The 21,125-nt window shown below is 74.4% G+C and carries 20 protein-coding genes and 1 riboswitch; of the genes, 7 read left to right on the top strand and 13 right to left on the bottom strand.

Translation table 11 applies throughout. The annotated features are described in order from the left end of the window. Positions 1–73 precede the first annotated feature (73 nt). Positions 74–976 carry an NAD-dependent deacylase gene (locus AC3RJ9_RS02810; protein ID WP_060973407.1) on the top strand — a complete coding sequence of 301 codons (903 nt, stop codon included), beginning with the start codon at positions 74–76 and terminating at the stop codon, positions 974–976. On the opposite strand, the gene AC3RJ9_RS02805 is transcribed toward AC3RJ9_RS02810, so the two are convergent. The 3 genes from AC3RJ9_RS02805 to AC3RJ9_RS02795 all read right to left on the bottom strand — a co-directional run bounded on the left by AC3RJ9_RS02805 (position 903) and on the right by AC3RJ9_RS02795 (position 4,133). Further along, on the bottom strand, positions 903–2,309 hold the full coding sequence (locus AC3RJ9_RS02805; protein ID WP_081097679.1) for a deoxyguanosinetriphosphate triphosphohydrolase: 1,407 nt from the start codon (positions 2,307–2,309) through the stop codon (positions 903–905). The two genes, AC3RJ9_RS02810 and AC3RJ9_RS02805, sit on opposite strands and share 74 nt — an antisense overlap. After that, complete coding sequence (gene dusB / locus AC3RJ9_RS02800) at positions 2,302–3,597, bottom strand: tRNA dihydrouridine synthase DusB (RefSeq protein WP_230956166.1); 1,296 nt, start codon at positions 3,595–3,597, stop codon at positions 2,302–2,304. Before dusB ends, AC3RJ9_RS02805 begins: the two co-directional genes overlap by 8 nt. 119 nt (positions 3,598–3,716) lie before the next feature. Beyond that, positions 3,717–4,133: an ankyrin repeat domain-containing protein gene (locus AC3RJ9_RS02795; RefSeq protein ID WP_095353462.1), complete on the bottom strand. Its 417-nt coding sequence runs from the start codon at positions 4,131–4,133 to the stop codon at positions 3,717–3,719. A 139-nt stretch (positions 4,134–4,272) separates the two neighbouring features. Between AC3RJ9_RS02795 and AC3RJ9_RS02790 the strand changes: the two genes are divergently transcribed. Both AC3RJ9_RS02790 and AC3RJ9_RS02785 read left to right on the top strand, forming a co-directional pair. Further along, positions 4,273–5,295 (top strand): LLM class flavin-dependent oxidoreductase, encoded by a 1,023-nt coding sequence (locus tag AC3RJ9_RS02790; RefSeq protein WP_020628395.1) that lies wholly within the window; start codon positions 4,273–4,275, stop codon positions 5,293–5,295. Then, the gene (locus AC3RJ9_RS02785) at positions 5,292–6,605 is read left to right on the top strand and encodes an MFS transporter (protein ID WP_095353461.1); all 1,314 of its coding nucleotides are present in this window, start codon (positions 5,292–5,294) and stop codon (positions 6,603–6,605) included. Before AC3RJ9_RS02790 ends, AC3RJ9_RS02785 begins: the two co-directional genes overlap by 4 nt. 7 nt (positions 6,606–6,612) lie before the next feature. Here AC3RJ9_RS02785 and AC3RJ9_RS02780 read toward each other — a convergent pair whose 3' ends face one another. From AC3RJ9_RS02780 to AC3RJ9_RS02770, 3 genes are read right to left on the bottom strand one after another with little or no spacing between them, the layout of a single operon-like run. Then, positions 6,613–7,248 (bottom strand): cation efflux transmembrane domain-containing protein, encoded by a 636-nt coding sequence (locus tag AC3RJ9_RS02780; RefSeq protein ID WP_041103529.1) that lies wholly within the window; start codon positions 7,246–7,248, stop codon positions 6,613–6,615. Beyond that, positions 7,245–8,381, bottom strand: coding sequence for a GNAT family N-acetyltransferase (locus AC3RJ9_RS02775; RefSeq protein ID WP_369022721.1), 1,137 nt, complete (start codon positions 8,379–8,381; stop codon positions 7,245–7,247). Before AC3RJ9_RS02775 ends, AC3RJ9_RS02780 begins: the two co-directional genes overlap by 4 nt. Next, on the bottom strand, positions 8,378–9,760 hold the full coding sequence (locus AC3RJ9_RS02770) for a glycine--tRNA ligase (protein WP_044659691.1): 1,383 nt from the start codon (positions 9,758–9,760) through the stop codon (positions 8,378–8,380). Before AC3RJ9_RS02770 ends, AC3RJ9_RS02775 begins: the two co-directional genes overlap by 4 nt. 141 nt (positions 9,761–9,901) lie before the next feature. Between AC3RJ9_RS02770 and AC3RJ9_RS02765 the strand changes: the two genes are divergently transcribed. Further along, positions 9,902–10,144, top strand: coding sequence for an RNA-binding S4 domain-containing protein (locus AC3RJ9_RS02765; protein WP_036317588.1), 243 nt, complete (start codon positions 9,902–9,904; stop codon positions 10,142–10,144). Between the two features lie 52 nt (positions 10,145–10,196). Here the strand turns inward: AC3RJ9_RS02765 and AC3RJ9_RS02760 are convergent, their stop codons facing one another. Continuing rightward, positions 10,197–10,889 carry an alpha/beta hydrolase gene (locus AC3RJ9_RS02760; protein ID WP_134377310.1) on the bottom strand — a complete coding sequence of 231 codons (693 nt, stop codon included), beginning with the start codon at positions 10,887–10,889 and terminating at the stop codon, positions 10,197–10,199. Between the two features lie 80 nt (positions 10,890–10,969). On the opposite strand from AC3RJ9_RS02760, the gene AC3RJ9_RS02755 reads away from it, so the two are divergent. Beyond that, positions 10,970–11,863: an SGNH/GDSL hydrolase family protein gene (locus AC3RJ9_RS02755; RefSeq protein ID WP_036317586.1), complete on the top strand. Its 894-nt coding sequence runs from the start codon at positions 10,970–10,972 to the stop codon at positions 11,861–11,863. A 75-nt stretch (positions 11,864–11,938) separates the two neighbouring features. On the opposite strand, the gene metX is transcribed toward AC3RJ9_RS02755, so the two are convergent. Together metX and AC3RJ9_RS02745 are read right to left on the bottom strand one after the other, a co-directional pair. Continuing rightward, positions 11,939–13,069 carry a homoserine O-acetyltransferase MetX gene (gene metX / locus AC3RJ9_RS02750; protein WP_010079225.1) on the bottom strand — a complete coding sequence of 377 codons (1,131 nt, stop codon included), beginning with the start codon at positions 13,067–13,069 and terminating at the stop codon, positions 11,939–11,941. Continuing rightward, positions 13,066–14,433 carry a bifunctional o-acetylhomoserine/o-acetylserine sulfhydrylase gene (locus tag AC3RJ9_RS02745; protein WP_095353460.1) on the bottom strand — a complete coding sequence of 456 codons (1,368 nt, stop codon included), beginning with the start codon at positions 14,431–14,433 and terminating at the stop codon, positions 13,066–13,068. The genes metX and AC3RJ9_RS02745 overlap by 4 nt, the downstream gene beginning before the upstream one ends. A gap of 130 nt (positions 14,434–14,563) precedes the next feature. Beyond that, positions 14,564–14,679, bottom strand: a riboswitch (SAM riboswitch). A 177-nt stretch (positions 14,680–14,856) separates the two neighbouring features. Here AC3RJ9_RS02745 and AC3RJ9_RS02740 point away from each other — a divergent pair. Beyond that, positions 14,857–15,492 carry a VOC family protein gene (locus AC3RJ9_RS02740; RefSeq protein ID WP_078025700.1) on the top strand — a complete coding sequence of 212 codons (636 nt, stop codon included), beginning with the start codon at positions 14,857–14,859 and terminating at the stop codon, positions 15,490–15,492. Positions 15,493–15,510: 18 nt separating this feature from the next. On the opposite strand, the gene AC3RJ9_RS02735 is transcribed toward AC3RJ9_RS02740, so the two are convergent. Next, complete coding sequence (locus AC3RJ9_RS02735; protein ID WP_095353459.1) at positions 15,511–16,398, bottom strand: CPBP family intramembrane glutamic endopeptidase; 888 nt, start codon at positions 16,396–16,398, stop codon at positions 15,511–15,513. Positions 16,399–16,538: 140 nt separating this feature from the next. Here AC3RJ9_RS02735 and AC3RJ9_RS02730 point away from each other — a divergent pair, with 140 nt between their 5' ends. Beyond that, complete coding sequence (locus tag AC3RJ9_RS02730) at positions 16,539–17,615, top strand: phosphotransferase (RefSeq protein ID WP_123243877.1); 1,077 nt, start codon at positions 16,539–16,541, stop codon at positions 17,613–17,615. A 15-nt stretch (positions 17,616–17,630) separates the two neighbouring features. On the opposite strand, the gene gatB is transcribed toward AC3RJ9_RS02730, so the two are convergent. From gatB to gatC, 3 genes are read right to left on the bottom strand one after another with little or no spacing between them, the layout of a single operon-like run. Beyond that, positions 17,631–19,136 carry an Asp-tRNA(Asn)/Glu-tRNA(Gln) amidotransferase subunit GatB gene (gatB, locus tag AC3RJ9_RS02725; RefSeq protein ID WP_123243878.1) on the bottom strand — a complete coding sequence of 502 codons (1,506 nt, stop codon included), beginning with the start codon at positions 19,134–19,136 and terminating at the stop codon, positions 17,631–17,633. Next, positions 19,133–20,749 (bottom strand): Asp-tRNA(Asn)/Glu-tRNA(Gln) amidotransferase subunit GatA, encoded by a 1,617-nt coding sequence (gene gatA, locus AC3RJ9_RS02720; RefSeq protein WP_123243879.1) that lies wholly within the window; start codon positions 20,747–20,749, stop codon positions 19,133–19,135. The genes gatB and gatA overlap by 4 nt, the downstream gene beginning before the upstream one ends. Before the next feature lie 7 nt (positions 20,750–20,756). After that, on the bottom strand, positions 20,757–21,053 hold the full coding sequence (gene gatC / locus AC3RJ9_RS02715; protein WP_123243880.1) for an Asp-tRNA(Asn)/Glu-tRNA(Gln) amidotransferase subunit GatC: 297 nt from the start codon (positions 21,051–21,053) through the stop codon (positions 20,757–20,759). Between the last annotated feature and the right edge of the window lie 72 nt (positions 21,054–21,125).

The raw sequence follows: 21,125 nt of genomic DNA, 5'->3' as shown, positions 1-21,125 counted from the left end.
CGACGGAATAACGCCGCAAACCGCCCCCGAACGAGGGGGGCGCCCACCCGTGCCGCCTGCCTAGGCTGGGGACATGGCCGATCCGCACCCCGTCCTCGCCGCCTCCGCCCCCGACCTCGACCCTGACGCGCTGGACGCCGTCCGCGCGCTCGTGGCCGCCGCCGAGCGACCCGTGGTGCTCTCCGGGGCGGGGATGAGCGCCGAGTCCGGCATCCCCACGTTCCGCGACGCCCGGACCGGCCTGTGGGAGCGATTCTCCGCGGAGGAGCTCGCCACAGAGGAGGCGTTCCTCGCCGATCCCGCGCTTGTGTGGTCCTGGTACCGGTGGCGTGCCCGGATGGTGCGAGCCCGCCGACCCAACCCGGGGCACGACGCCGTCGCCGCCTGGCAGCGCCGCACACCCGGTCTGGAGGTGGTCACCCAGAACGTGGACGACCTGCACGAGCGCGCCGGCGCCCGGGTCCTCGCACACCTGCACGGCTCCCTGTTCGAGCACCGCTGCGCCGAATGCTGGGCCCCCGCCGACGTCGACCCGGGCGCGCCCGCGGACGAGGCGACGGCCGGCTCCGAGGCCGACCTCGAGGCGATGCTCCGCGAGGCACCGCCGGCCTGCACCGTGTGCGGGGACGGGCTGATCCGCCCGGGGATCGTGTGGTTCGGGGAGATGCTGCCGGCCGAGCCCTGGGACCGGGCGTTCGCCGCGCTCGAGGACTGCGACCTGTGCGTCGTCGTCGGCACCTCGGGCATCGTCCAGCCGGCGGCGTCCCTGCCGTTCGTGGCGCTGGGGGCCGGGGCCGCCGTCGTCGAGGTGAATCCGGTGGAGACCGAGCTGAGCGGCGCGGTCACGCACGTCCTGCGGGGTCCCGCCGGCGCGGTGCTTCCCGCGCTGCTGGACCCGCCGGTCAGAGCCAGACGCGCCGGAACTCCGCGCCCTGCACCAGGGTGTGATGCCACTCGACGGCGGTCGAATCGGTGAGCGAGGCGATCTGGTCGATCACCACGCGCCGCCGGGCTGCGTCGTCGGGGGCCTGCGCCCAGTCGAACGCGAACATCGGCTCGAGGTACCGGTCCCCCGTCGCGTCGAGCAGCGTCACGAGCTCCGCGAGCACCTCGCGCTGCCGCGCGTAGAGCGGCTGGCGCTGCTCGGCGGTCATCACGTAGGCCGCCGCGATGCCCTTCATCACGGCGATCTCGGTCTCCGTCTCCTCGGGCACCACGACGTCGGCGCCGTGGCGGGTGAGCGGCTCGTTGCCGAACACCTGACGCGTGGCGTCGAAGGCGGCGCTGCAGAACCGGCCGATCAGCTGGCTCGTCATGTCCTTCATCGCCGCCAGCGCCCGCCGGGAGCCGTCCATCTCGGAGACCCACACGTCGGTGGCCTCGAGGCGGGCCAGGGCCGCGTCGACCTCGGCCGGGTCCGTGTGCGGCAGGTACCACTGGCGGGTGGTCTCCACGACGCGCTCCCGGTGCTCCGGGATGGCCAGCCACTTGAGCTGGAACACGGCGTTGACCACGCCGTCCTCGACGTCGTGCACGGAGTAGGAGATGTCGTCCGCGAGGTCCATGACCTGGGCCTCCATGGACGTGCGCGTGCCGGGCACCCCGGCGCGGAACCAGCGGAACACGGGCAGGTCGTCCTCGTAGACGCCGAACTTGCGCGAGCGCGTGCCGTCGGGGCGCAGCGGGGCGTCCTCACGGGTCCACGGGTACTTGCATGCGGCGTCGAGGGCGGCGCGCGTGAGGTTCAGGCCCGCGGAGGAGCCGTCCGCGAAGAGCTTCTTCTGCTCGAGGCGGGCCAGCAGGCGCAGGGTCTGGGCGTTGCCCTCGAAGCCGCCGACGTCCTCGCTGAGCGCGTCGAGCGCCTTCTCCCCGTTGTGCCCGAAGGGCGGGTGGCCGAGGTCGTGGGACAGGCAGGCGGTGTCCACGAGGTCGGGGTCGCAGCCCAGCGACCGGCCGAGCTCACGCCCCACCTGCGCCACCTCGAGCGAGTGCGTCAGGCGGGTGCGGGCGAAGTCGTCCGCGTCCGGGGCGACCACCTGGGTCTTGGCCCCCAGCCGGCGCAGGCCCGCGGAGTGCAGCACGCGGGCACGATCCCGCTCGAAGTCCGAGCGGTACGAGGACTTGGGCGGCTCGGGCAGCCACCGCTCCCGGTCCCACGGCGTGTAGCCGGGGGTCTGCACGGCGCGGCCGGCATACGGGGGCCGGCCTTCCGGGCCGAACAGCACCGGCTGGTGGGCGGCGCCGGTCCAGGGCGACGACGGCGCGGCGGGCGTTCCGGCGGCGGGCTCCGGCGTCGTGGGCTCAGCCACCGGAGACGTCCAGCTCGGCGGCCTGGATCATGGCCTGCTGCTCGGCATTGAGCTCGCGGGAGTCGAGCCAGCCGTCCGGCAGGTGCGGGCGCTTGGGGGCGCCGGCCCGGCCGCGCGGGCCCTCGGCGGCCTCGCCCGGGTAGGGCTGGCCCCGGTCCACGCGGGCGAGGATCTCGCCCAGCGTGGCCAGGTCCGGGACGGTGGACAGCGCGGTGCGGATCTCCGAGCCCACGGGGTAGCCCTTGAAGTACCAGGCCACGTGCTTGCGGATGTCCCGCAGCGCCTTCGTCTCGTCGCCGCCGAAGGTGTCCACGAGCAGCTCGGCGTGGCGGTACAGCGTGTCCGCGACCATGCCCAGGGTCGGCTGGAACCGGTCCTGGCGGCCCTCGAACGCGGCCTGCAGGTCCCCGAACAGCCAGGGCCTTCCCTGGCAGCCGCGGCCGATCACGACGCCGTCCACGCCGGTCTGCTCGACCATCGCGATGGCGTCCTCCGCGGACCAGATGTCGCCGTTGCCGAGCACGGGGATGTCCGGCAGGGCCTCGCGCAGCCGGGCGATGTCGTCCCACACGGCGGTGCCCGAGTAGAACTGGCGGGTGGTGCGGCCGTGGAGGGCGACGGCGGCGACGCCGAGGTCGCGGGCCGTGCGGCCGGCGTCGAGGAAGGTCAGGTGGTCCTCGTCGATGCCGCGGCGCATCTTCACGGTCACCGGGATGTCCTTCTTGGCCGCCTCGGTCACGGCCGCCTTGACGATGGAGGCGAACAGCTCCGCCTTCCACGGCAGGGCGGAGCCGCCGCCGCGCCGGGTCACCTTGGGCACGGGGCAGCCGAAGTTCATGTCGATGTGGTCGCAGCGGTCCTCCTCGACCAGCATGCGCACGGCGGCACCCGTGGTGACCGGGTCCACGGAGTAGAGCTGCACGGAGCGGGGCACCTCGTCCGGGTCGTGCTGGATGATCCGCATCGACTCGGGCTTCCGCTCGACCAGCGCGCGGGCCGTGACCATCTCGTTGACGTAGAGGCCGCCACCGTACTCGCGGCACAGGCGGCGGAACGCCGTGTTGGTGATGCCGGCCATCGGGGCGAGCACCACGGGGACGTCGATGGTCAGCGGCCCCAGCCGCAGCGGGGGCAGGGCCAGGCGGTCCGTCGTCGGGGCGGGGTGGCGGGCCTCGTGGAGCTGATCGTCGTCGGCGATGCGCCGACCCGCGCCGGCGGACTTGGCGTAGTGCGCGACGTCGTCGGCGTCGGTCACCGCCGCGGCGGGGAGGGTGTGGGAAGAAGTCATGTCGGACCCCATTCTTCCATTCCGCCCGGCACCCGCGTCACCGTGCCCCACGACGAGGCCCGCTGGGAGGCGATCACCGAGGCACCCCGCCGGGACGGGCAGACCATCCTCCCGGCGGGTCAGGCCTCCGACGCCGGCGCCGCGTCCTCGCCGTCGAGCACCGCCAGCAGGTCCGCACCGGCGAACATCTGAGCGGTCTGGCGCGCCGAGGGGGTGCCCGCGTCCGGGTCCGCCCCGGCAGCCAGCAGATGCCGCATCGAGGCGACATCCCGCTTGAACGTGGCGCAGGTCAGGGCGCGCTGGCCGCGATCGTTGGCGTGCTCGATCTCGGCGCCGGCCTCGATCAGCATCGCCACCGTGTCCGGGTGCTGGTGATAGGCGGCGAGCGTGAGGAAGGAGTCGCCCGCGTGGTTGCGCAGGCGCGTGCTCACCCCGGCGTCCAGGTATGCCTTCAGCTGGGCCGTGTCCCCGTCCCGCGCCATGTCGAAGAGCCGGTTCGCCAGCTCGATGTCCTTCTCGCTCCACTGCTCACTCATGCCCGCCAGTATGGCGGACGCCGCGACGATCGACCGCTCCGCAGCGACATCTCCGCGGGTCTGCCCGCAGGTGATGTCGCCGGCCGGCGGTCAGACGAGCACCGGGAACAGCCCCGCCCGCCCCGCGGTTGCACCCGGCATGACCCGCAAGCACCTCGGCTTCCTCAACTTCGGCCACTGGATCCACCGTCCCGGCGCCGAACCGGACGCGCGGCAGGCCCTCGACGACGTCGTCGCCATGGCCGTGGCCGCCGAGGACGCCGGACTCGACGGCGCCTGGCTCCGCGTCCACCACTTCCAGCGGATGTTCTCCTCGCCGTTCCCGATCCTCGCCGCGATGGCCGCCCGCACCGAGCGGATCAGCCTCGGCACCGGCGTGATCGACCTGCGGTATGAGAACCCCCTGTACATGGCCGAGGCCGCGGCCACCACGGACCTCATCTCCGGCGGCCGGCTCGAGCTCGGCGTCTCCCGCGGCTCACCCGAGGCCGCCCTCGACGGCCAGGCGCAGTTCGGCTACGCCCTCGACGAGGGGCAGACCTGGGCCGACGTGACCCGAGAGCGCGGACGCCGGTTCCTCTCGGCCGTGCGCGGCGAGGGCATCGCAACGCCGGACCTCACCTCCGGCTGGGCGCACAGCTCGCAGCCGCTGCGGATCGAGCCGCACTCCCCCGGGCTCGCGGACCGCATCTGGTGGGGGTCCGGCTCCGTGGGCTCGGTGGCCGGCGCCGCCACGGACGGCTACAACATGCTCTCCTCCACCCTGCTCCTGCAGGACGACGGCCGCCCCTTCCACGTCCAGCAGGCCGACCAGATCGCGCGCTACCGGGAGGCCTTCGCCGCGGCCGGCCACGCCGGTCCGGGCCGCACGGCGGTCACGCGCTCCGCGTTCGTCATCCAGGACCGGGAGGACGAGCTGTACTTCGGCCGGGAGCGGGCCTCGCGCGACTCCTCCGGCATGCTCGAGGGCGGCGCCGCCCGCTCCGGCCCGACCTATGCCGGGTCCGCCGAGGAGGTCGCGGAGAAGCTCGCCGCCGACGACGCCGTCGCCGCCGCCGACTGGGTCCTGTTCGCCAACCCCAACCAGCTCGGGGTCGAGTACAACGCGAAGATCTTCGCCGGCTGGGCGGAGGTCTGGCGCCTGCTCGGCTGGGATGCATGAGCCAGGCCGCGCCGCACGTTCCGGCCGCCGACGGGTTCACCCGAGCCCGTCGCGCGCGCTGGGCCGTCACCGCCGCCTTCGCGACGAACGGCGCCCTGCTCGGCGCGCTCATCCCGCACTACCCGGAGGCCAAGGCCGCGTTCGGCCTGGACCCGGCCGCGTTCGGCCTGCTCGTCATCGCGCTCGCCGTGGGCGGCACGCTCGCCGGGCCCCTGCCCGCGCCGATCCTGCGCCGGTTCGGCGCCCGACGCGTCATGCTCGCCGGCAGCGTGGCCATCGCCCTGCTCACGACGGCGGCCGGTCTCGTCCTCGACGTCGCCGGGGCGGGTGCGGGGGCCGGGCACGGTGCGGGCACGGCCGCGGCCTGGCCGCTGTGGGTCTTCGCGGGCCTCGTCCTGGCCTCGGGGGTGCTCGACGCCGTCGTGGACACCGCCCAGAACGCGCAGGGCCTGCAGGTGCAGGCCCGGCTGGCCCGGCCCGTGCTCACGACCATGCACGCCGGCTGGAGCCTCGGGGCGGCCGCCGGTGCCGGGCTCGGTGCGGCGGTCATCACCGTGGGCGGCCCCGCGGCCCTGCACCTGGGGCTCAACGGCGCCGTGTGCGTCGCGGTGCTGCTGGGGGTCCGGCGCCTGTTCCTGGCGGAGGCTCCCGTGGACTCGGCGTCCGCCCGCGGCGCCGCGGATCAGTCACCCGCACCGTCGGAGACGTCCACGCCGCCTGCCCCGGCCGCCCAAGCCCTCCCCCGCCGCGCCGCCGTGGCCGTGCTCGTCCCCGCCGTGGTGATCGCGATGGCCGGGTTCGGCGTGGAGGAGTTCGGCAACGCGTGGGCCACCCTGTTCCTGATCACGGAGCGCGGCCTGGATCCGGCCGCGGCGGTGCTCGGCGCGTCGACGCTGCTGGGCGCGCAGTTCGTCGGACGCCTCGCGGGCGACCGAACCCTCACCGCCCTGGGACGCCGCGGGGCGCTGACGGCGGGGCTGGGCGCCGTCGTCGTGGGGCTGGGGCTGGCCCTGGCGCCGCTGCCCGAGCCGGTGGCCGTGCCTGCCGCGTTCGCGGGGCTGGCCCTGGCGGGGCTCGGCTGCGCCGTGGTGGTGCCCGTGGCCTATGCGCTCGGCGACGAGGCGCCCGGGCTCCGGCCGCAGACCGGGCTGGCGGTGACGAGCTGGTGCATGCGGCTGGCCGGGGTTGGGCTCAGCCCGGCGGTCGGGGCGCTGGCCGGCGCCGTCGGTCTTGCACCGGCGCTGACGGTGTTCCTGGGCCTGGCCGCCGTCGGGGCGGTGCTCGCCGCCCGGCTGCCCGCCGCCCCGTAGGAACCGCTCAGTCGTCGTCGACCTCGCCGGCGAGGGCCTGGGCCGCCAGGTGCTCCTCGGTCGCGGCCTCCCAGATCTCCTTGGCGGCGGAGCCGTTGAGCAGCACGAGAAGCACGCCCACGATGATGTCCGCCCAGCCCGACGCCGTCAGCACCGTGATCCCGGACAGGGCGATCAGCACGACGCCGGCCACGAGGTCGTTGCGCGCCGCGAGCCAGGCCGCCCGGGTGAGGGAGCCGCCGTCGACGCGGACGCGGGCCAGCAGGACCACGCACACGATGTTCACGAGGAGCGAGCCGACGGCCGCCCCCAGCAGCACGCCCGCGGCCGGCGGCTCGGGGTCGCCGATCTTCGTGGCCGCCATGACGAGCGCCGCCACGGCCGGCAGCACGATGATCCCGGCCATGACCTTGCCGATGACCGCCTGCCGGGCCGCCGTCCACCCGAGCGCCACGAAGATCAGCAGGTTGACGGCGAAGTCCTCGAAGAAGTCGACGGAGTCCGCCACGAGGGCCACCGAGCCGATCCCCACCGCCAGGATGATCTCGACCACCAGGTAGGCGCCGTTGAGCAGGGCCACCGCCAGGACGGTGCCCCGCAGGGTGCGGGTGCGCCGGCGGTCCGCTACGGCCGCCCGGTTCACGCGCCCGGCGCGTCGTCCACGAACACGTACGTGTCCACCAGCGTCCGCGCCGCGTTGCCGCCGATGAGCCCGTCCACGATCCGCTCCAGCGGGGCCATCGCCTCGTCCACCTCGATCTGCACGGGGTACTGGGCCACGAGCAGGGCGAGCAGGTCGGCCACGGCCTGCAGCGCGTCCTCCTCCCCCAGCTCCGGATCCCAGCCCACGAGCACCTCGGCCGGCGCGTCCTGGCGCTCCGGGGTGTAGGACACCGCGAACGCGCGGATGCGCCCGCCCTCGGCCTTCGGCGCGTCGCGGAGCACGACGGCGCCCGCGGCCCCGGTGGCCGGGCCCAGCAGCAGCTGCTGGGCGGCCCCGACGCTCAGGGTCGACGGGTCCCACGCGTGCACGGCGTCATAGAACGCGGCGACCGCCTGCGTCAGCTCGACGGAGCCGGTCGAGGCCTCCTCGAGGACCACGCCGTCCGGGTGCTCCTCCCCGCGCACATCCGGCAGGCCGATGGCCCCCGGGGCGATCGCGACGCGGCGGGAGCGCTGCACGGGGGTGAAGCCCTGGGCCACGAGGAACGCCTCGGTGCCGGCGGCCAGTGCGGCGGTCTGGGACCGCACGGCCTCCGTGTCCACGGGCGGGCGGCCCGTCGCACCGTCGGCCTCGGTCTGCGGGTCGGCGCCGGCCACTCCGGGCACCAGGGCGTCCTTGGCGAACCGAGCCTTCAGAGCCGTCGTCGGGATGGCGCCGGCGGCGTGCGCCTCCGCGGCGAGCCCCCGCAGGGCCGCCACGAGCGCCCGGCCGATGCCCCGGCGCCGCTCGGCAGCCGCGGTCTCGACGTACAGCCACAGCCGCCGCGGGTGCACGGACGAGGCATAGACGACGCCGGCCGCCACCGGCACCCCGGCGGCCTCGGCCACGAGCGCGCGGCGCCAGGGCCGTTCCGCGTCCTCGGCGAGCATCGCCCGGTCCTGGTGCTGCTGCGCGTTGGCCGGGTCACCCCACACCTCGAGCAGGGCCAGGTCGTCCCCGGGCCGCCAGGGACGCAGCACGATCTCCCCGCCGGCGACCGCGGCGGAGTCGAACAGCGCGCCGCCGTCGTCGTGTCCCGCGGCCCCGGCCGCTCCCGTCACGTCCCCGCTCACTTGACCAGGCGCTCCAGCAGGTAGGACTTCACCTGGGACAGCGCCACGCGCTCCTGGGCCATGGTGTCCCGCTCGCGGATGGTCACGGCCTGGTCCTCGAGGGTGTCGAAGTCCACGGTGATGCAGAACGGGGTGCCGATCTCGTCCTGGCGGCGGTAGCGACGGCCGATCGCGCCGGAGTCGTCCGTCTCGATGTTCCACAGGCCGCGCAGCTCCGCGGCGAGGGACTGGGTGGCCGGCTGCAGCTCGGGCTTCTTGGACAGCGGGAGCACGGCGGCCTTGACCGGGGCCAGGCGCGGGTCCAGCTTGAGCACGGTGCGCACGTCCACCCCGCCCTTGGCGTTCGGGGCCTCGTCCTCGGCATAGGCGTCCACGAGGAACGCCATCATGGCGCGGGTCAGGCCGAAGGACGGCTCGATCACGTACGGGGTGTAGTGCTCGTTGTTGGCCTGGTCGAAGTACTGCATCTTGGTGCCCGAGTGCTCGGTGTGCCGGCCCAGGTCGTAGTCGGTGCGGTTCGCGATGCCCATCAGCTCGCCCCAGCCGTCGCCGCCGGTGAAGCCGAAGTCGTACTCGAGGTCGATCGTGGCGTCCGAGTAGTGCGCCCGCTCGTCCGCGGGGACGTCGAACTTGCGCAGGTGCGCGGGGTCGATGCCGAGGTCGATGAACCAGTCCCAGCAGTCCTCGACCCAGCGGTCGAAGTGCTGGCCCGCCTCGGCCGGCGGCACGAAGTACTCGATCTCCATCTGCTCGAACTCACGGGTGCGGAAGATGAAGTTGCCCGGGGTGATCTCGTTGCGGAACGCCTTGCCGATCTGGCCGATGCCGAACGGCGGCTTCTTCCGGGCCGCGCCCAGAACGTTGAGGAAGTTCACGAAGATGCCCTGCGCCGTCTCCGGGCGCATGTAGTGCAGGCCCTCCTCGTTGTCCACGGGGCCGAGGTAGGTCTTGACCAGGCCCGAGAACAGCTGCGGTTCGGTCCAGGCGCCCTGGGTGCCGCAGTCCGGGCACACGATCTCGGCCATGCCCTCGGCCGGCCGGCCCTTCTTGGCCTCGAACGCCTCGAGCAGGTGGTCCTGGCGGTGGCGCCTGTGGCACTGGGTGCACTCCACGAGCGGGTCGGTGAAGGTCTCGACGTGGCCGGAGGCCTCCCACACCGCGCGCGGCAGGATGATGGAGGAGTCCAGGCCCACCATGTCCTCACGGGAGCGCACGAAGGTCTTCCACCACTCGGCCTTGATGTTCTCCTTCAGCTCCACACCCAGGGGCCCGTAGTCCCACGCGGAGCGCGAACCGCCGTAGATCTCACCGGCCTGGAACACGAAGCCTCGGCGCTTGGCGAGGTTGATGACGTTGTCCAGCGGGGACTTGGCAGCCATGGGGGCATCACTTCCGTACTCATCGGCGGGGCGGGAGGGGATCACGACGACGACGGCACCCGGCCGCCTCCGACGCGGCGGGCCCGTTCCGGCGCGGCGCGCCGGTCGATCCCGTCCAGCCTACCGGCCATGATGGACACCATGACCGAGACGAACGCACCCGACGCCCAGCCCCTGCCCATCCGTGACGAGTCCATCCGCCTCGGCCAGGCGCTCAAGCTCGCCTCCCTCGTGGAGGACGGGGCCATGGCCCGCGACGTCGTCACCGACGGGCTCGTCACCGTCAACGGCGCGGTGGAGACGCGCCGCGGCGCCCAGCTGCACGACGGGGACGTCGTCGAGTTCGCCGGCGAGGCGTTCGTCGTCCAGGCCGGGCAGGCCTGAGCCGACGCCCCGTCGGGCGGCCGCGGCGCCGTCGTCGAGCGTGTCCGGTGCGTCAGCCGCGGGGCGGCACCATGTGGGCGAGGTACTCCTTCACGTGGCCCAGCTCCTGCTCGTTGATCGCGTGGCCGAGCCCGGCGTAGACGATCTTCATGAGGTCCACGTGGGCGTTCAGCCAGGCATGGGTCTCCTCGACCCGGGGCTCGGAGATGATCGGGTCCTCCTGGCCGCGGCCCCAGAAGACCTTCGGTCGGACGCGGGCGACGTCGTCGTCGCGGGTGAACAGCTCACGCAGCTGCGGCTCCGCGAGCTGCGGGTCCACCACGAAGCCGGACAGCGCCACGGTGCACGCGTAGGCCTCCGGGTCCAGGCGCAGCAGCGACGTGGCCATGGCCATGCCCTGTGAGAAGCCGAGCAGGGAGACGGTGCGGAAGTCCCCGCGCACGGCCTGCACCCAGGCGTGCAGGGCCTTGACGGCCTCGCGGACCGGCTCGGCGGTGGAGCCCAGCTCCCCCGTGACCGGGTCTTGGGAGAGCGGGAACCAGGCGTGGGAGCCCGGCTGCAGGGGCAGGGGCGCGCGCACGGCGGCCACCGTGACGTGCTCGGGCAGGTGCGGGACGAGGCCGAACAGGTCGTCCTCGTTCGCGCCGTAGCCGTGCAGGACGATCAGCAGGTCCTCGGTGCGCTCGCCCTCGGGGCGGGACCAGCGGACGACGGGCTCGACGGCGGGGGTGGGGTTCGCGTTCACGTCCGCCAGCCTAGCGAGCGGCGCGGTCGGCCCCTCCCGGAGGTTGACCCCTCCCGCGCGACGCGGGCAGAATCCTACCCGTGGGTAACCCATCCTCCTCTCAGCCTCCGCACGCCTCCGACGCGACCCCGGTCGACGACCCCGCCGCCCATCCCTGGCGCCGCTACGTCGCCATCGGGGACTCGTTCTCCGAGGGCATCGGCGACCCGGACCCGGACCGTCCCGGCTACCACCGCGGCTGGGCCGACCGCCTGGCCGAGGAGCTCTCCCGCCTGACGCCGCCCGGCGAGGACCTGGCCTACGCCAACCTGGCGGTCCGCGGGAAGCTGCTGGACCAGATCGCCGAGGACCAGGTGGAGCCGGCGCTCGCCCTGCGGCCGGACCTCATCAGCGTGTGTGCGGGCGGCAACGACATCCTGCGCGGCGCGGACCCGGACGAGATCGCGGTCCGGCTGGACGCCGTCGTCGAGCGTCTGGCCTCCGACGGCGCCACCGTGCTGCTGTTCAACGCGACCGACGTGAAGGGCACGCCCGTCATCGGCCGCATCCGCGGCACCGTGGCGATCTACAACGAGAACGTGCGCACCATCGCCCTGCGGCACGACGCGCTGGTGCCGGACATGTGGTCACTCAAGGACCTCGCCCGGCGGGAGATGTGGGCCGAGGACCGCCTGCACTTCTCCGCGCTCGGCCACCACACGATCGCCGCGATGGTGCTGGACACCCTCGGCGTGGAGCACGGCCTCGAGCACCTGCGCCTGGCCCCGCCGGCGCCGCGCGCGTGGCGCGCGGCCCGCGCGTCGGACGCCGCATGGGTGCGCACGCACCTGGCGCCGTGGGTGGTCCGCCGCCTCCGCGGCGTCTCCTCGGGCGACGGCGTCACGGCCAAGCGCCCCGTCCCCGAGCCGCTCTTCGGCGCGCCGATGCCGCAGGGCTCGGACCACACCGAGCCGCTGGACATCGTCGAGCCCTGAGCCCGGCCGGCGGGGACCGGTGGCCGTTTCTCGAACGACAGTGCCGCGACACGCCGCCGTTTCCCGAACGAAAGTTCAGAGGGCGAGGGTGCGCTTCAGCGTGTCGGCCACCTGGCCGTATTCGGTGAGGAAGCCGTCGTGGCCGATGGGCGAGGCGATCGTGTGCACCGGCGGCCGCGCGGGCAGCGCCGCCGCGAGCGCCTCGGACTCGGCCGGCAGGTAGAGCCGGTCCGAGTCGACGGCGGCCACGAACGCCCGGCCCCGGTAGTCCGCGAGCGCCGCCGCCACGCCGCCGCGCCCGCGCCCGACGTCGTGGCCCATGAGGGCCTCGGTGACCACGAGGTAGGAGTTCGCGTCGAACCGGTCGGTGAGCTTGGCCGCCTGGTGGTCCAGGTAGGACTCCACGGCGTAGCGCCCGCGCCCGCCCGGCACCCCGACGACGGCGCCGAACGGGTCCTCGACGCCCTGCGGTTCCCGGCCGAACCGCTGGCCGAGCTCGCCCGCCGTGCGGTAGGTGGTGTGGGCGATGCGCCGGGCGATGCCCAGGCCGGCCACGGGGCCGGGGCCGGGGTAGTAGTCGCCGCCCTGGAAGTCCGGGTCGAGGCGGATGGCCGCGGTCTGCGCCTGGCCCCACGCGATCTGGTCGGCGGAGGAGGCCGCGGTGGCGGCCAGCACGCCCACCCCGGCGACGCGCGCGGGGTGGGTCGCGGCCCACTCGAGGGCGCGGGCCCCGCCCATCGATCCGCCGATCACGGCACGCCAGGCGCCGATCCCGAGGTGGTCGGCCAGGCGCCGCTCGGCCTCGACCGCGTCCCGCAGCGTGAGGAACGGGAACCGGGAGCCCCAGGGCCGCCCGTCGGGGGCCGGCGTCGAGGGCCCGGTGGAGCCGTGGCAGCCGCCGATCATGGCGGGGGCGACCACGAACCACCGGTCCGTGTCCACGGCGCGGCCCGGGCCGACGAGGGCGTCCCACCAGCCCGGCGTCGGGTCCTCCTCGTGCGCGGCCACGTGCGCGTCGCCGGTGAGGGCGTGCAGCACGAGCACGGCGTTGGAGCCGTCGGCGGCGAGGGTGCCCCAGGTCTCGTAGGTCAGCTCGACGTCGGGCAGCAGCCCGCCGGTCTCGGTGCGCAGCTCGCCGACCCGCAGACGGTGGCGGCCGCCGCGGGGCAGCGCGGTGCGCGACGGACGCGTGGCAACGGCGGTCATGCCCGCTCCCCCGCGTCGTCGTCGCCGCGGCGAGCGGCGGCCGCGAAGCCGCGCTCGAGGTCGGCGAGGATGTCCTCGATGTCCTCCACGCCGAGCGAGAGCCGCACCAGGCCGGGGGTGACGCCGGCGGCGCGCTGCTCGTCGTCGGTGAGCTGGGAGTGGGTGGTCGAGGCCGGGTGCACCACGAGCGAGCGGACGTCGCCGATGTTGGCCACGTGGTGGTGCAGGGTGAGCCCGTCCACGAACGCGGCCCCGGCCTCGCGGCCGCCCGCGATCTCGAAGGAGACGAACGCGCCCGCGCCCTTCGGCAGGTAGCGCTGGGCGCGCTCGTGCCACGGGCTGGACTCCAGGCCGGCGTAGACCACGTGCTCGACGTCGTCGCGACCCTCCAGCCAGCCCGCCACCGCGGCCGCGTTGGCCACCTGCCGCTCCATGCGCAGGGACAGGGTCTCCAGGCCGAGGTTCACCAGGAAGGCGTTGAACGGGGAGATGGCCGAGCCGTAGTCGCGCAGCAGCTGCACGCGCGCCTTCAGGATGAAGGCCAGGTTGGCGCCGAGCGGCGAGCCCACCCCGAGGTCCCGCGCGTAGACGAGGCCGTGGTAGGACTCGTCCGGCTCGTTGAAGCCGGGGAAGCGCTCGGCGTGCTGCGCGTAGTCGAACGTGCCGGCGTCGACGATCACGCCCGCGATGGCCGCGGCGTGCCCGCCGAGGTACTTCGTGGCGGAGTGGGTGACGACGTCGGCGCCGTGCTCGATCGGCCGCAGCAGGTACGGGGTGGCCAGCGTGTTGTCCACGATCAGCGGCACGCCGGCCTCGTGGGCGGCGTCGGCGACGGCGCGCACGTCCAGGACGTCGCCGCGCGGGTTGCCGAGGGTCTCGCCGAAGAACGCCTTGGTGTTCGGCCGGACGGCGGCGCGCCAGGACTCGAGGTCGTCCGGGTCGGCCACGAACGTCGTCTCGACGCCGACCTTGGCGAGGGTGTGCTTGAACAGGTTCTGCGTGCCGCCGTAGAGGCTGGCCGAGGCGACCACGTGGTCGCCGGCGCCGGCGAGGTTGAGGATCGCGAACGTCGTCGCCGCCTGACCGGAGGCCAGCAGCAGCGCGCCCACACCGCCCTCGAGCGCGGCGATCTTCTCCTCCACCGGGCCCTGCGTCGGGTTGCCGATGCGGGTGTAGAGCGGGTCGAGGTCCTTGAGCGCGAACCGGTCCGCGGCCACCTGGGCGGACGGGAAGTCGTACGAGGTGGTCTGGAAGATCGGCAGGGCGGTCGCACCGAAGGCGTGCTGGCCGACGGCGACGCCCGCGTGGACCTGCGCGGTGGAGAAGCCCCAGGCGTCGGGGGTCGGGGTGGGCTGGTCGGTCATGGCGGACCCTCCTGAAGGGTTCAGGGGCCGGACCCGGCCGCCCCGCCCGCCGGCCGACGTGCCGATCCGGGGACCGGCGTCGTCGGGGTGCCGGAGATGACCCGGCGCCGTCGAGAGGGGCCGTGGGATCGGCCCGCGCTTGCCGGCGTCCGTTGTGGGGCCGGCCTGGTCGTCACCCGGGGCACCCCACCGCGGAAGGAGGGTTGCCGGTCAGCATGCCGGGGCCTGTTGCTGACTCTCGTGACCGTGCCTCCGAGTGTAGCCCGCCGCCCCGCCACGATTTCGTCACGCGTGTCACCCGCGGATACGCTCTCCGCACGGGGCGCCCGACCCGTCAAGGGCTCGACGCCCCGCGACTCGCACCAGGTCAACCCCCGGGGCAGCCCGGGAACGGAGAGGAACAGCGCAGTGCACACCTGTCGCATGGACCACGTGTCCTACGCCGCCGGCCCCGAGGGCCTGGACGCCACGGTCGCCCGCATCGCCGAGACGCTGGGCATCGAGCGGATCAAGGGCGGTGTCCACCCCCGCTTCGGCACGCAGAACGCCCTGTTCCCCATGGCGGGCAGGCAGTATCTGGAGGTCGTCGAGGCCCTGGACCACCCGGCCTCCCTCAGCGCGCCGTTCGGCCAGCTCGTGCGCGCCCGCACCGAGCAGGGCGGCGGCTGGATGAGCTGGGCGGTGGCCACCACGGACATCGGCCGGTTCGAGCGCCGCCTCGGCCGTGAGGCCGTCCCCGGCAACCGTCGCTTCCCGGACGGCCGGGAGCTGTCCTGGCGGCAGATCGGCGTCAAGGGAACCCTCGCGGACCCGCAGCTGCCGTTCATCCTGCGCTGGGCCGACGGTCAGGAGGACATGCACCCCTCGCAGGCGGCCGAGCCGCAGGCCACCATCGAGCGCCTGAACATCGCCGGCTCCCCCGAGCGCCTCGCCGAGTGGCTCGGCGACGACGAGGACGGCCAGGTCCAGGACGTGAACATCGAGTACGTCGCGCCCTCCGGCACCCCGGGCATCGTCTCGGTCACCTTCCGCACCCCGAAGGGCGAGGTCACGCTCTGAGCGCGGGGGCGGGGCCGCTCAGCCGAGCAGCCCCGCCCGCGCCAGCAGCGGGTAGCCGACGAACCCGACGGCGTCCAGCAGCGTGTGCGCGATGACCAGCGGCATCACCCGGCGCACCCGCAGGAACACGAGCGCGAACACCACGCCCATCAGGGCGTTGCCCACGCCCGGCCCGATCCCCTGGTACAGGTGGTACGCCCCGCGCAGCAGCGCGAGGGCGAGCACGACGACCGCCACGCGGGTCGGCAGGTACAGCCCTTCGGCGCTCACCCACGACGACGGCACGGCCGGCGCCGGATCGTGCGCCAGGCCCGCGGCGCGCAGCCGCTGCAGATACCCGAGCCGGTCGACGAGCCAGGCGCCCACGATGACCTCCTCCAGCAGTCCGTGCCGCAGCGCGGAGAGCAGCAGGACCGGTACCTGGTACCAGCTCTCCCCGAGCGCCGAGCCGACGATCGCCGTCGTGATCCCCAGGGCCCGGCCGGCGGCGTAGACGCCGAGCGTGCCCAGCCCGATGGCCGCGAACAGGCCCAGGCCCCAGGCCAGGTCGCGGCCGGGGCGACGCAGGTCGAGGCCGAGCACCCGGAACGGGTTCCGGCCGCGCAGGTGCATCAGGTGCAGCACGAGGGCCACCGGCACGAGCGCGAACCCGATGCCGAGCAGCTGATAGGTCAGGTCGAAGGCCCAGCGGTCGGCCAGGGCCGGGTTGAGGACGGTGGTCTGCTCGCCGAGCGGGGCCTGGGTGGCCTTGTCGATGAGCTGGACGATCGCATAGACCGCCGACTTCCCCAGGGAGAGGCCGAGGACGATCGCGATCTCCCACCGCACCGTGCGCGCGGACGGGGCGGGCAGCGCGGGGGCGGGTCGGACGGCCGGGGTGCGGGACGTGCGCGGGGTGGCGGGCATGCCCTCCAGTATCGGCCCGCCCCTCTCCCCCCGGGCGCTTTCGAACGTGAGGTGGGGCCTTTCTCCCGTTCGAAAGTCCCCATTCCCCCGATGTCACGTTCGAAAGTCCGGGAGGGCGGAGGGAGCGTTAGCGTGGTCGTGTGGTCTCCCCGCCTGCCCCCAGCGAGCTCGAGCTGGTCCACCGCGCCCTGCAGCACCTCCGCCCCGGCCTCGACCCCGCCCTCGCCCGGCGGCTCCGCACAGCCGACTGGGCCGCGGCGTCCGTGGAGGAGGGCGGGCAGTTCCACCGCGTGCTCGTGCTCGAGGACGTCGGCGTCCTCCGGATGACGCGGGCCCACGAGGTGGGGGCCGCCCCGGCCGCGCGGTGGGCGCCCGAGCGGGACCCCGCGGCGCACCTGCCCCGGCGCCTGGCCCTCCTCGACGGGCTCGCCGCGGCCCTGGCCGAGCGCCGCGTGCCGTGGACCGTGCCGATCGCCCTCTCGGACCCCGTCCCCGCGGGCCCGGGCGCCGCGGTGCTGCAGCGCTTCCTCCCGGGCGGACCACACCCGCCGCACGAGGGCGATCCGGCCGTGCTGCGCGGCGTCCTCGACGACCTCGCCGCCGTGGACGTTACCGACCCGCGGATCGCCCCGCACCTCGGCCGCCCGTTCGCGTTCCGCGGCCCGTGGACGCCGGAGCGCGCCCGGCACGTCGCGGCGCTGCCGGGGGCGGTCGCCGCGCGCCTGGGCGCGTGGGAGGGGCACGACGTCGACGCGCGGCTGGGCGCCGAGGCGTGGCCGGACGCGGTGGCTGCCCTCGCGGACGCGGTGACGACGTGGACCGCCGCGCCGCCCGTGCCGCCGTCGCTCGTGCACGGCGACCTGGCCGGGCACAACATGCGCTGGCGCGCCGTGCCCGAGGACGAGGACCCGCGCGCCCCGCTGCGCTGGGCGCTGGCCGGGGTGCTGGACTGGGACCTCGCGTGCGCGTGGGACCCGGCCCTCAACGTCGCCTACCTGGCGCTGTGGCACGGCGAGGAGAAGGTGCCCGACCTGGCCCGGGACGCGGCCGAGGCGCGCCGAGCCCGCGTGTGGCTCGGGGCGATGGCCCTGGAGACGCTCGACGACGCGGCGGCCCGGGACGTGATCGTCGGCGGGTTGGCCGCAGGGTCCTGGCGGCGCCTGCTGCGCAAGACCCTGCCCCGCGTGGCGCGGGCCCTCACCGCCCTGGACGGCTGAGGGCCCGCGCGGTCGTCAGGACACGCCCAGGCGCTCCAGGACGATCTCGCGGACGCGGCCGGCGTCGGCCTGCCCACGGGTGGCCTTCATGACCGGGCCGATCAGGGCGCCGACGGCGGCCATCTTGCCGCCCTTGATCTTCTCGGCCACGTCCGGGTTGGCGGCGATCGCGGCGTCGACGGCCTCGGTGAGCGCGCCGTCGTCGGACACCACGGCCAGGCCCTTCGCCGAGACGACCTCCTTCGGGGCGCCCTCGCCGTCGGCCACCAGACCGAGCACCTGCTTGGCGATCTTGTCGTTGATCGTCTTGGCGGCGATCAGCTCCTCGATCTCCACCACGTGCGCCGGGGTGATCCCCAGCTCGGCGACGGCGACCTCGCGGACGTTCGCCAGACGGGCGATCTCGCCCATCCACCACTTGCGGGCGGCCGCCGCGGAGGCACCGGCCTCCACGGTCGCGACGATCTCGTCCAGCACGCCGGCGTTGACGACGTCGCGGAACTCCTCGTCCGAGAAGCCCCACTCGGCCTTGAGCCACTTGTTCCGCACGGCCGGAAGCTCGGGCATGGCCGCGCGCACGCGCTCGACCCACCCGGCGTCCACGTGCACGGGCACGAGGTCCGGCTCCGGGAAGTACCGGTAGTCGTCCGCGTCCGACTTCGGGCGGCCCGAGGTGGTGCTGCGGGTGTCCTCGTGCCAGTGGCGGGTCTCCTGCGTCACGGTGCCGCCCGCGGCGAGCACCGCGGCCTGGCGCTGGATCTCGTGGGTGACCGCGTGCTGCACGGCGCGCGTGGAGTTCACGTTCTTCGTCTCGGTGCGGGTGCCGAACTCGGTGGCGCCCTTGGGCATCAGCGAGACGTTCGCGTCGCAACGGACGTTGCCGCGCTCCATCCGCGCGTCGGAGATGTCGATGGCCTGCACGATGTCCCGGATCGCGGTGACGTAGGCGCGGGCCAGCTCGGGGGCCCGCGCGCCGGCGCCGACGATCGGCTTGGTGACGATCTCGATGAGCGGCACGCCCGCACGGTTGTAGTCGACGAGGGACGCGGAGGCACCCTGGATCCGTCCGGAGCCGCCCACGTGGGTGAGCTTGCCGGCGTCGTCCTCGAGGTGCGCGCGCTCGATCTCCACGCGGAAGACCTCGCCGTCCTCCAGCTCGACGTCCAGGTGGCCGTCGAAGACGATCGGCTCGTCGTACTGGGAGGTCTGGAAGTTCTTCGGCGTGTCCGGGTAGAAGTAGTTCTTCCGCGCGAACCGGCAGGTCTCGGCGACCTGCGCGTCCAGGGCCACGCCCAGGCGGATCGCGTACTCCACGACCTTGCGGTTGAGCACCGGCAGGGTGCCCGGCAGGCCGAGGTCGAGCGGGGTCACGTTGGTGTTCGGCTCATCGCCGAACGCGTTGGGCGCCGAGGAGAAGATCTTCGTGGCGGTGTTCAGCTCCACGTGCACCTCGAAGCCCAGCACCGGGTCGAAGCGCTCCATCGCCTCCGCGAAGTCCATGGTCTGTTCTGCGTGGCTCATGCCCGGCCTCCTGCCGTGGTCGCGGTGGTGGCGCGCTGCGCGCCCTTCTCCAGCTCGGGGGCCTCGGCCCACACCGGCCCGCCCCGGCGCTCGGCCACGAGGCGTTCGAGCGCGGCGCCGGCCTCGTACAGGCGGGCGTCCTCGCGCGCGGGCGCCATCAGCTGCAGGCCGTAGGGCAGCCCGTCGACGACGCCGCCCGGCACGGACATGCCCGGGACGCCGGCGAGGTTGGCCGGGATGGTGGCCAGGTCGTTGACGTACATGGTCATCGGGTCGTCCGTCTTGGCGCCCAGCTCGAACGCCGGGGTCGGCGCGGTGGGCGTGAGGAGGACGTCCACCCGCTCGAAGGCGCGGGCGAAGTCCTGCTGCACGAGCGTGCGGACCTTCTGCGCGGAGCCGTAGTAGGCGTCGTAGTAGCCGGCGGAGAGCGCGTAGGTGCCCAGGATGATGCGGCGCTTGACCTCGGCGCCGAAGCCGGCGGCGCGGGTGGCGCCCATGACCTGCTCGATCGTGCCGCCGCCGTCGGGCACCACGCGGTGGCCGTAGCGGACGCCGTCGAAGCGGGCCAGGTTGGAGGAGGCCTCCGAGGGCATGATCAGGTAGTACGCGCCGAGGGCGGCGTCGAAGCTGGGGCAGGAGACCTCCACGATCTCCGCGCCGGCCTCCCGCAGGGCGGCGACGTGCTCGTCGAAGCCGGCCCGGATGCCCGGGTGGAACGCGTCCGCCGGCAGGTCCGTCACGACGCCGACGCGCAGCCCCGCCAAGTCGCGGCCGCGGGCCGCGGCGGTCAGGTCCGCCGGCGCGTCGGCCAGGGACGTGGAGTCCTGCGGGTCGTGGCCGGCGATGACCTGCTGCAGCGCCGCGGCGTCGGCCACGGTGCGGGCGGCGGGGCCGATCTGGTCCAGCGAGGAGGCCATCGCGATCAGGCCGTAGCGGGAGACCGCGCCGTAGGTGGGCTTCACGCCGACCGTGCCGGTGAACGCGGCGGGCTCGCGCACGGAGCCGCCGGTGTCCGAGCCGAGGGCGAAGGGGGCCAGGAAGGCGGCGACGGCGGCCGCCGACCCGCCGCCCGAGCCGCCGGGCACGCGGTCCCCGTCCCACGGGTTGCGGGTGATGCCGAACGCAGAGTGCTCGGTGGAGCCGCCCATGGCGAACTCGTCGAGGTTGGTCTTGCCGAGGATCGGCAGGCGGGCCTCGCGGAGGCGGGCCACCACCGTGGCGTCGTACGGGCTGAGCCAGCCCTCGAGCATGCGGGAGGCGGCCGTGGTCGGCTGGCCGCGCGTGACGATGTTGTCCTTCACGGCCACGGGCACGCCGGCCAGCGGGTGCAGGGCGTCGGCCTCGGGGCCGCCGGCGGCACGGATCGCGTCCACCTCGGCGGCGACGGCGAGGGCCTCGTCCGTGTTCACGTGGAGGTAGGCGCGCACGCCGCGGTCACCGGCGGCGTCGGCGCGCACGTCGCCGTCGTGGGCGGCGATGCGGTCCAGGTGGGCCTGGACGAGCTCCACGGAGGTGGTGGTGCCGGCGCGCAGGCGCTCGGCCATCTGCAGCGCGGTGAGCCGGACGAGCTCGTCGGCGCCGAGGGTCGCGTTCACGTCGAACGTCTCGGTCATGGGGTGATCACTCTCCGTCCAGGATGGCGGGGACCTTGAACTGGCCGTCCTCGGAGTCCGGCGCCTGGTCGAGGGCCTCCACCTGCGTGAGCATGCCGGCCGGCACGTCCTCGCGGAACACGTTCTCCAACGCGATGGGGTGGGACGTCGGCGTCACGTCGTCGCCCGCGGCGGCCTGGACCGCGGAGACGTGCTCCAGGATCTTCTCCAGGTCGCCGGACATCGTGTCCAGCTCCTCGTCGGTCATCCGGATGTGGGCCAGGCGAGCCAGATGCTCCACCTGATCCCGGGTGATCTCAGGCATGGATCTCCTCGTGTGACGGGTCGGGGCGGGGTGGACGACGCCGGCGCGGCGGCGGCCACATCGGGGTCGAGT

Source organism: Micrococcus sp. 63XJN7_6_ISO-PGPR-S23-444 (assembly GCF_058072765.1).
The sequence above is the reverse complement of the archived record's forward strand: the minus strand, read 5'-3'. Positions and strand labels throughout refer to the sequence as shown.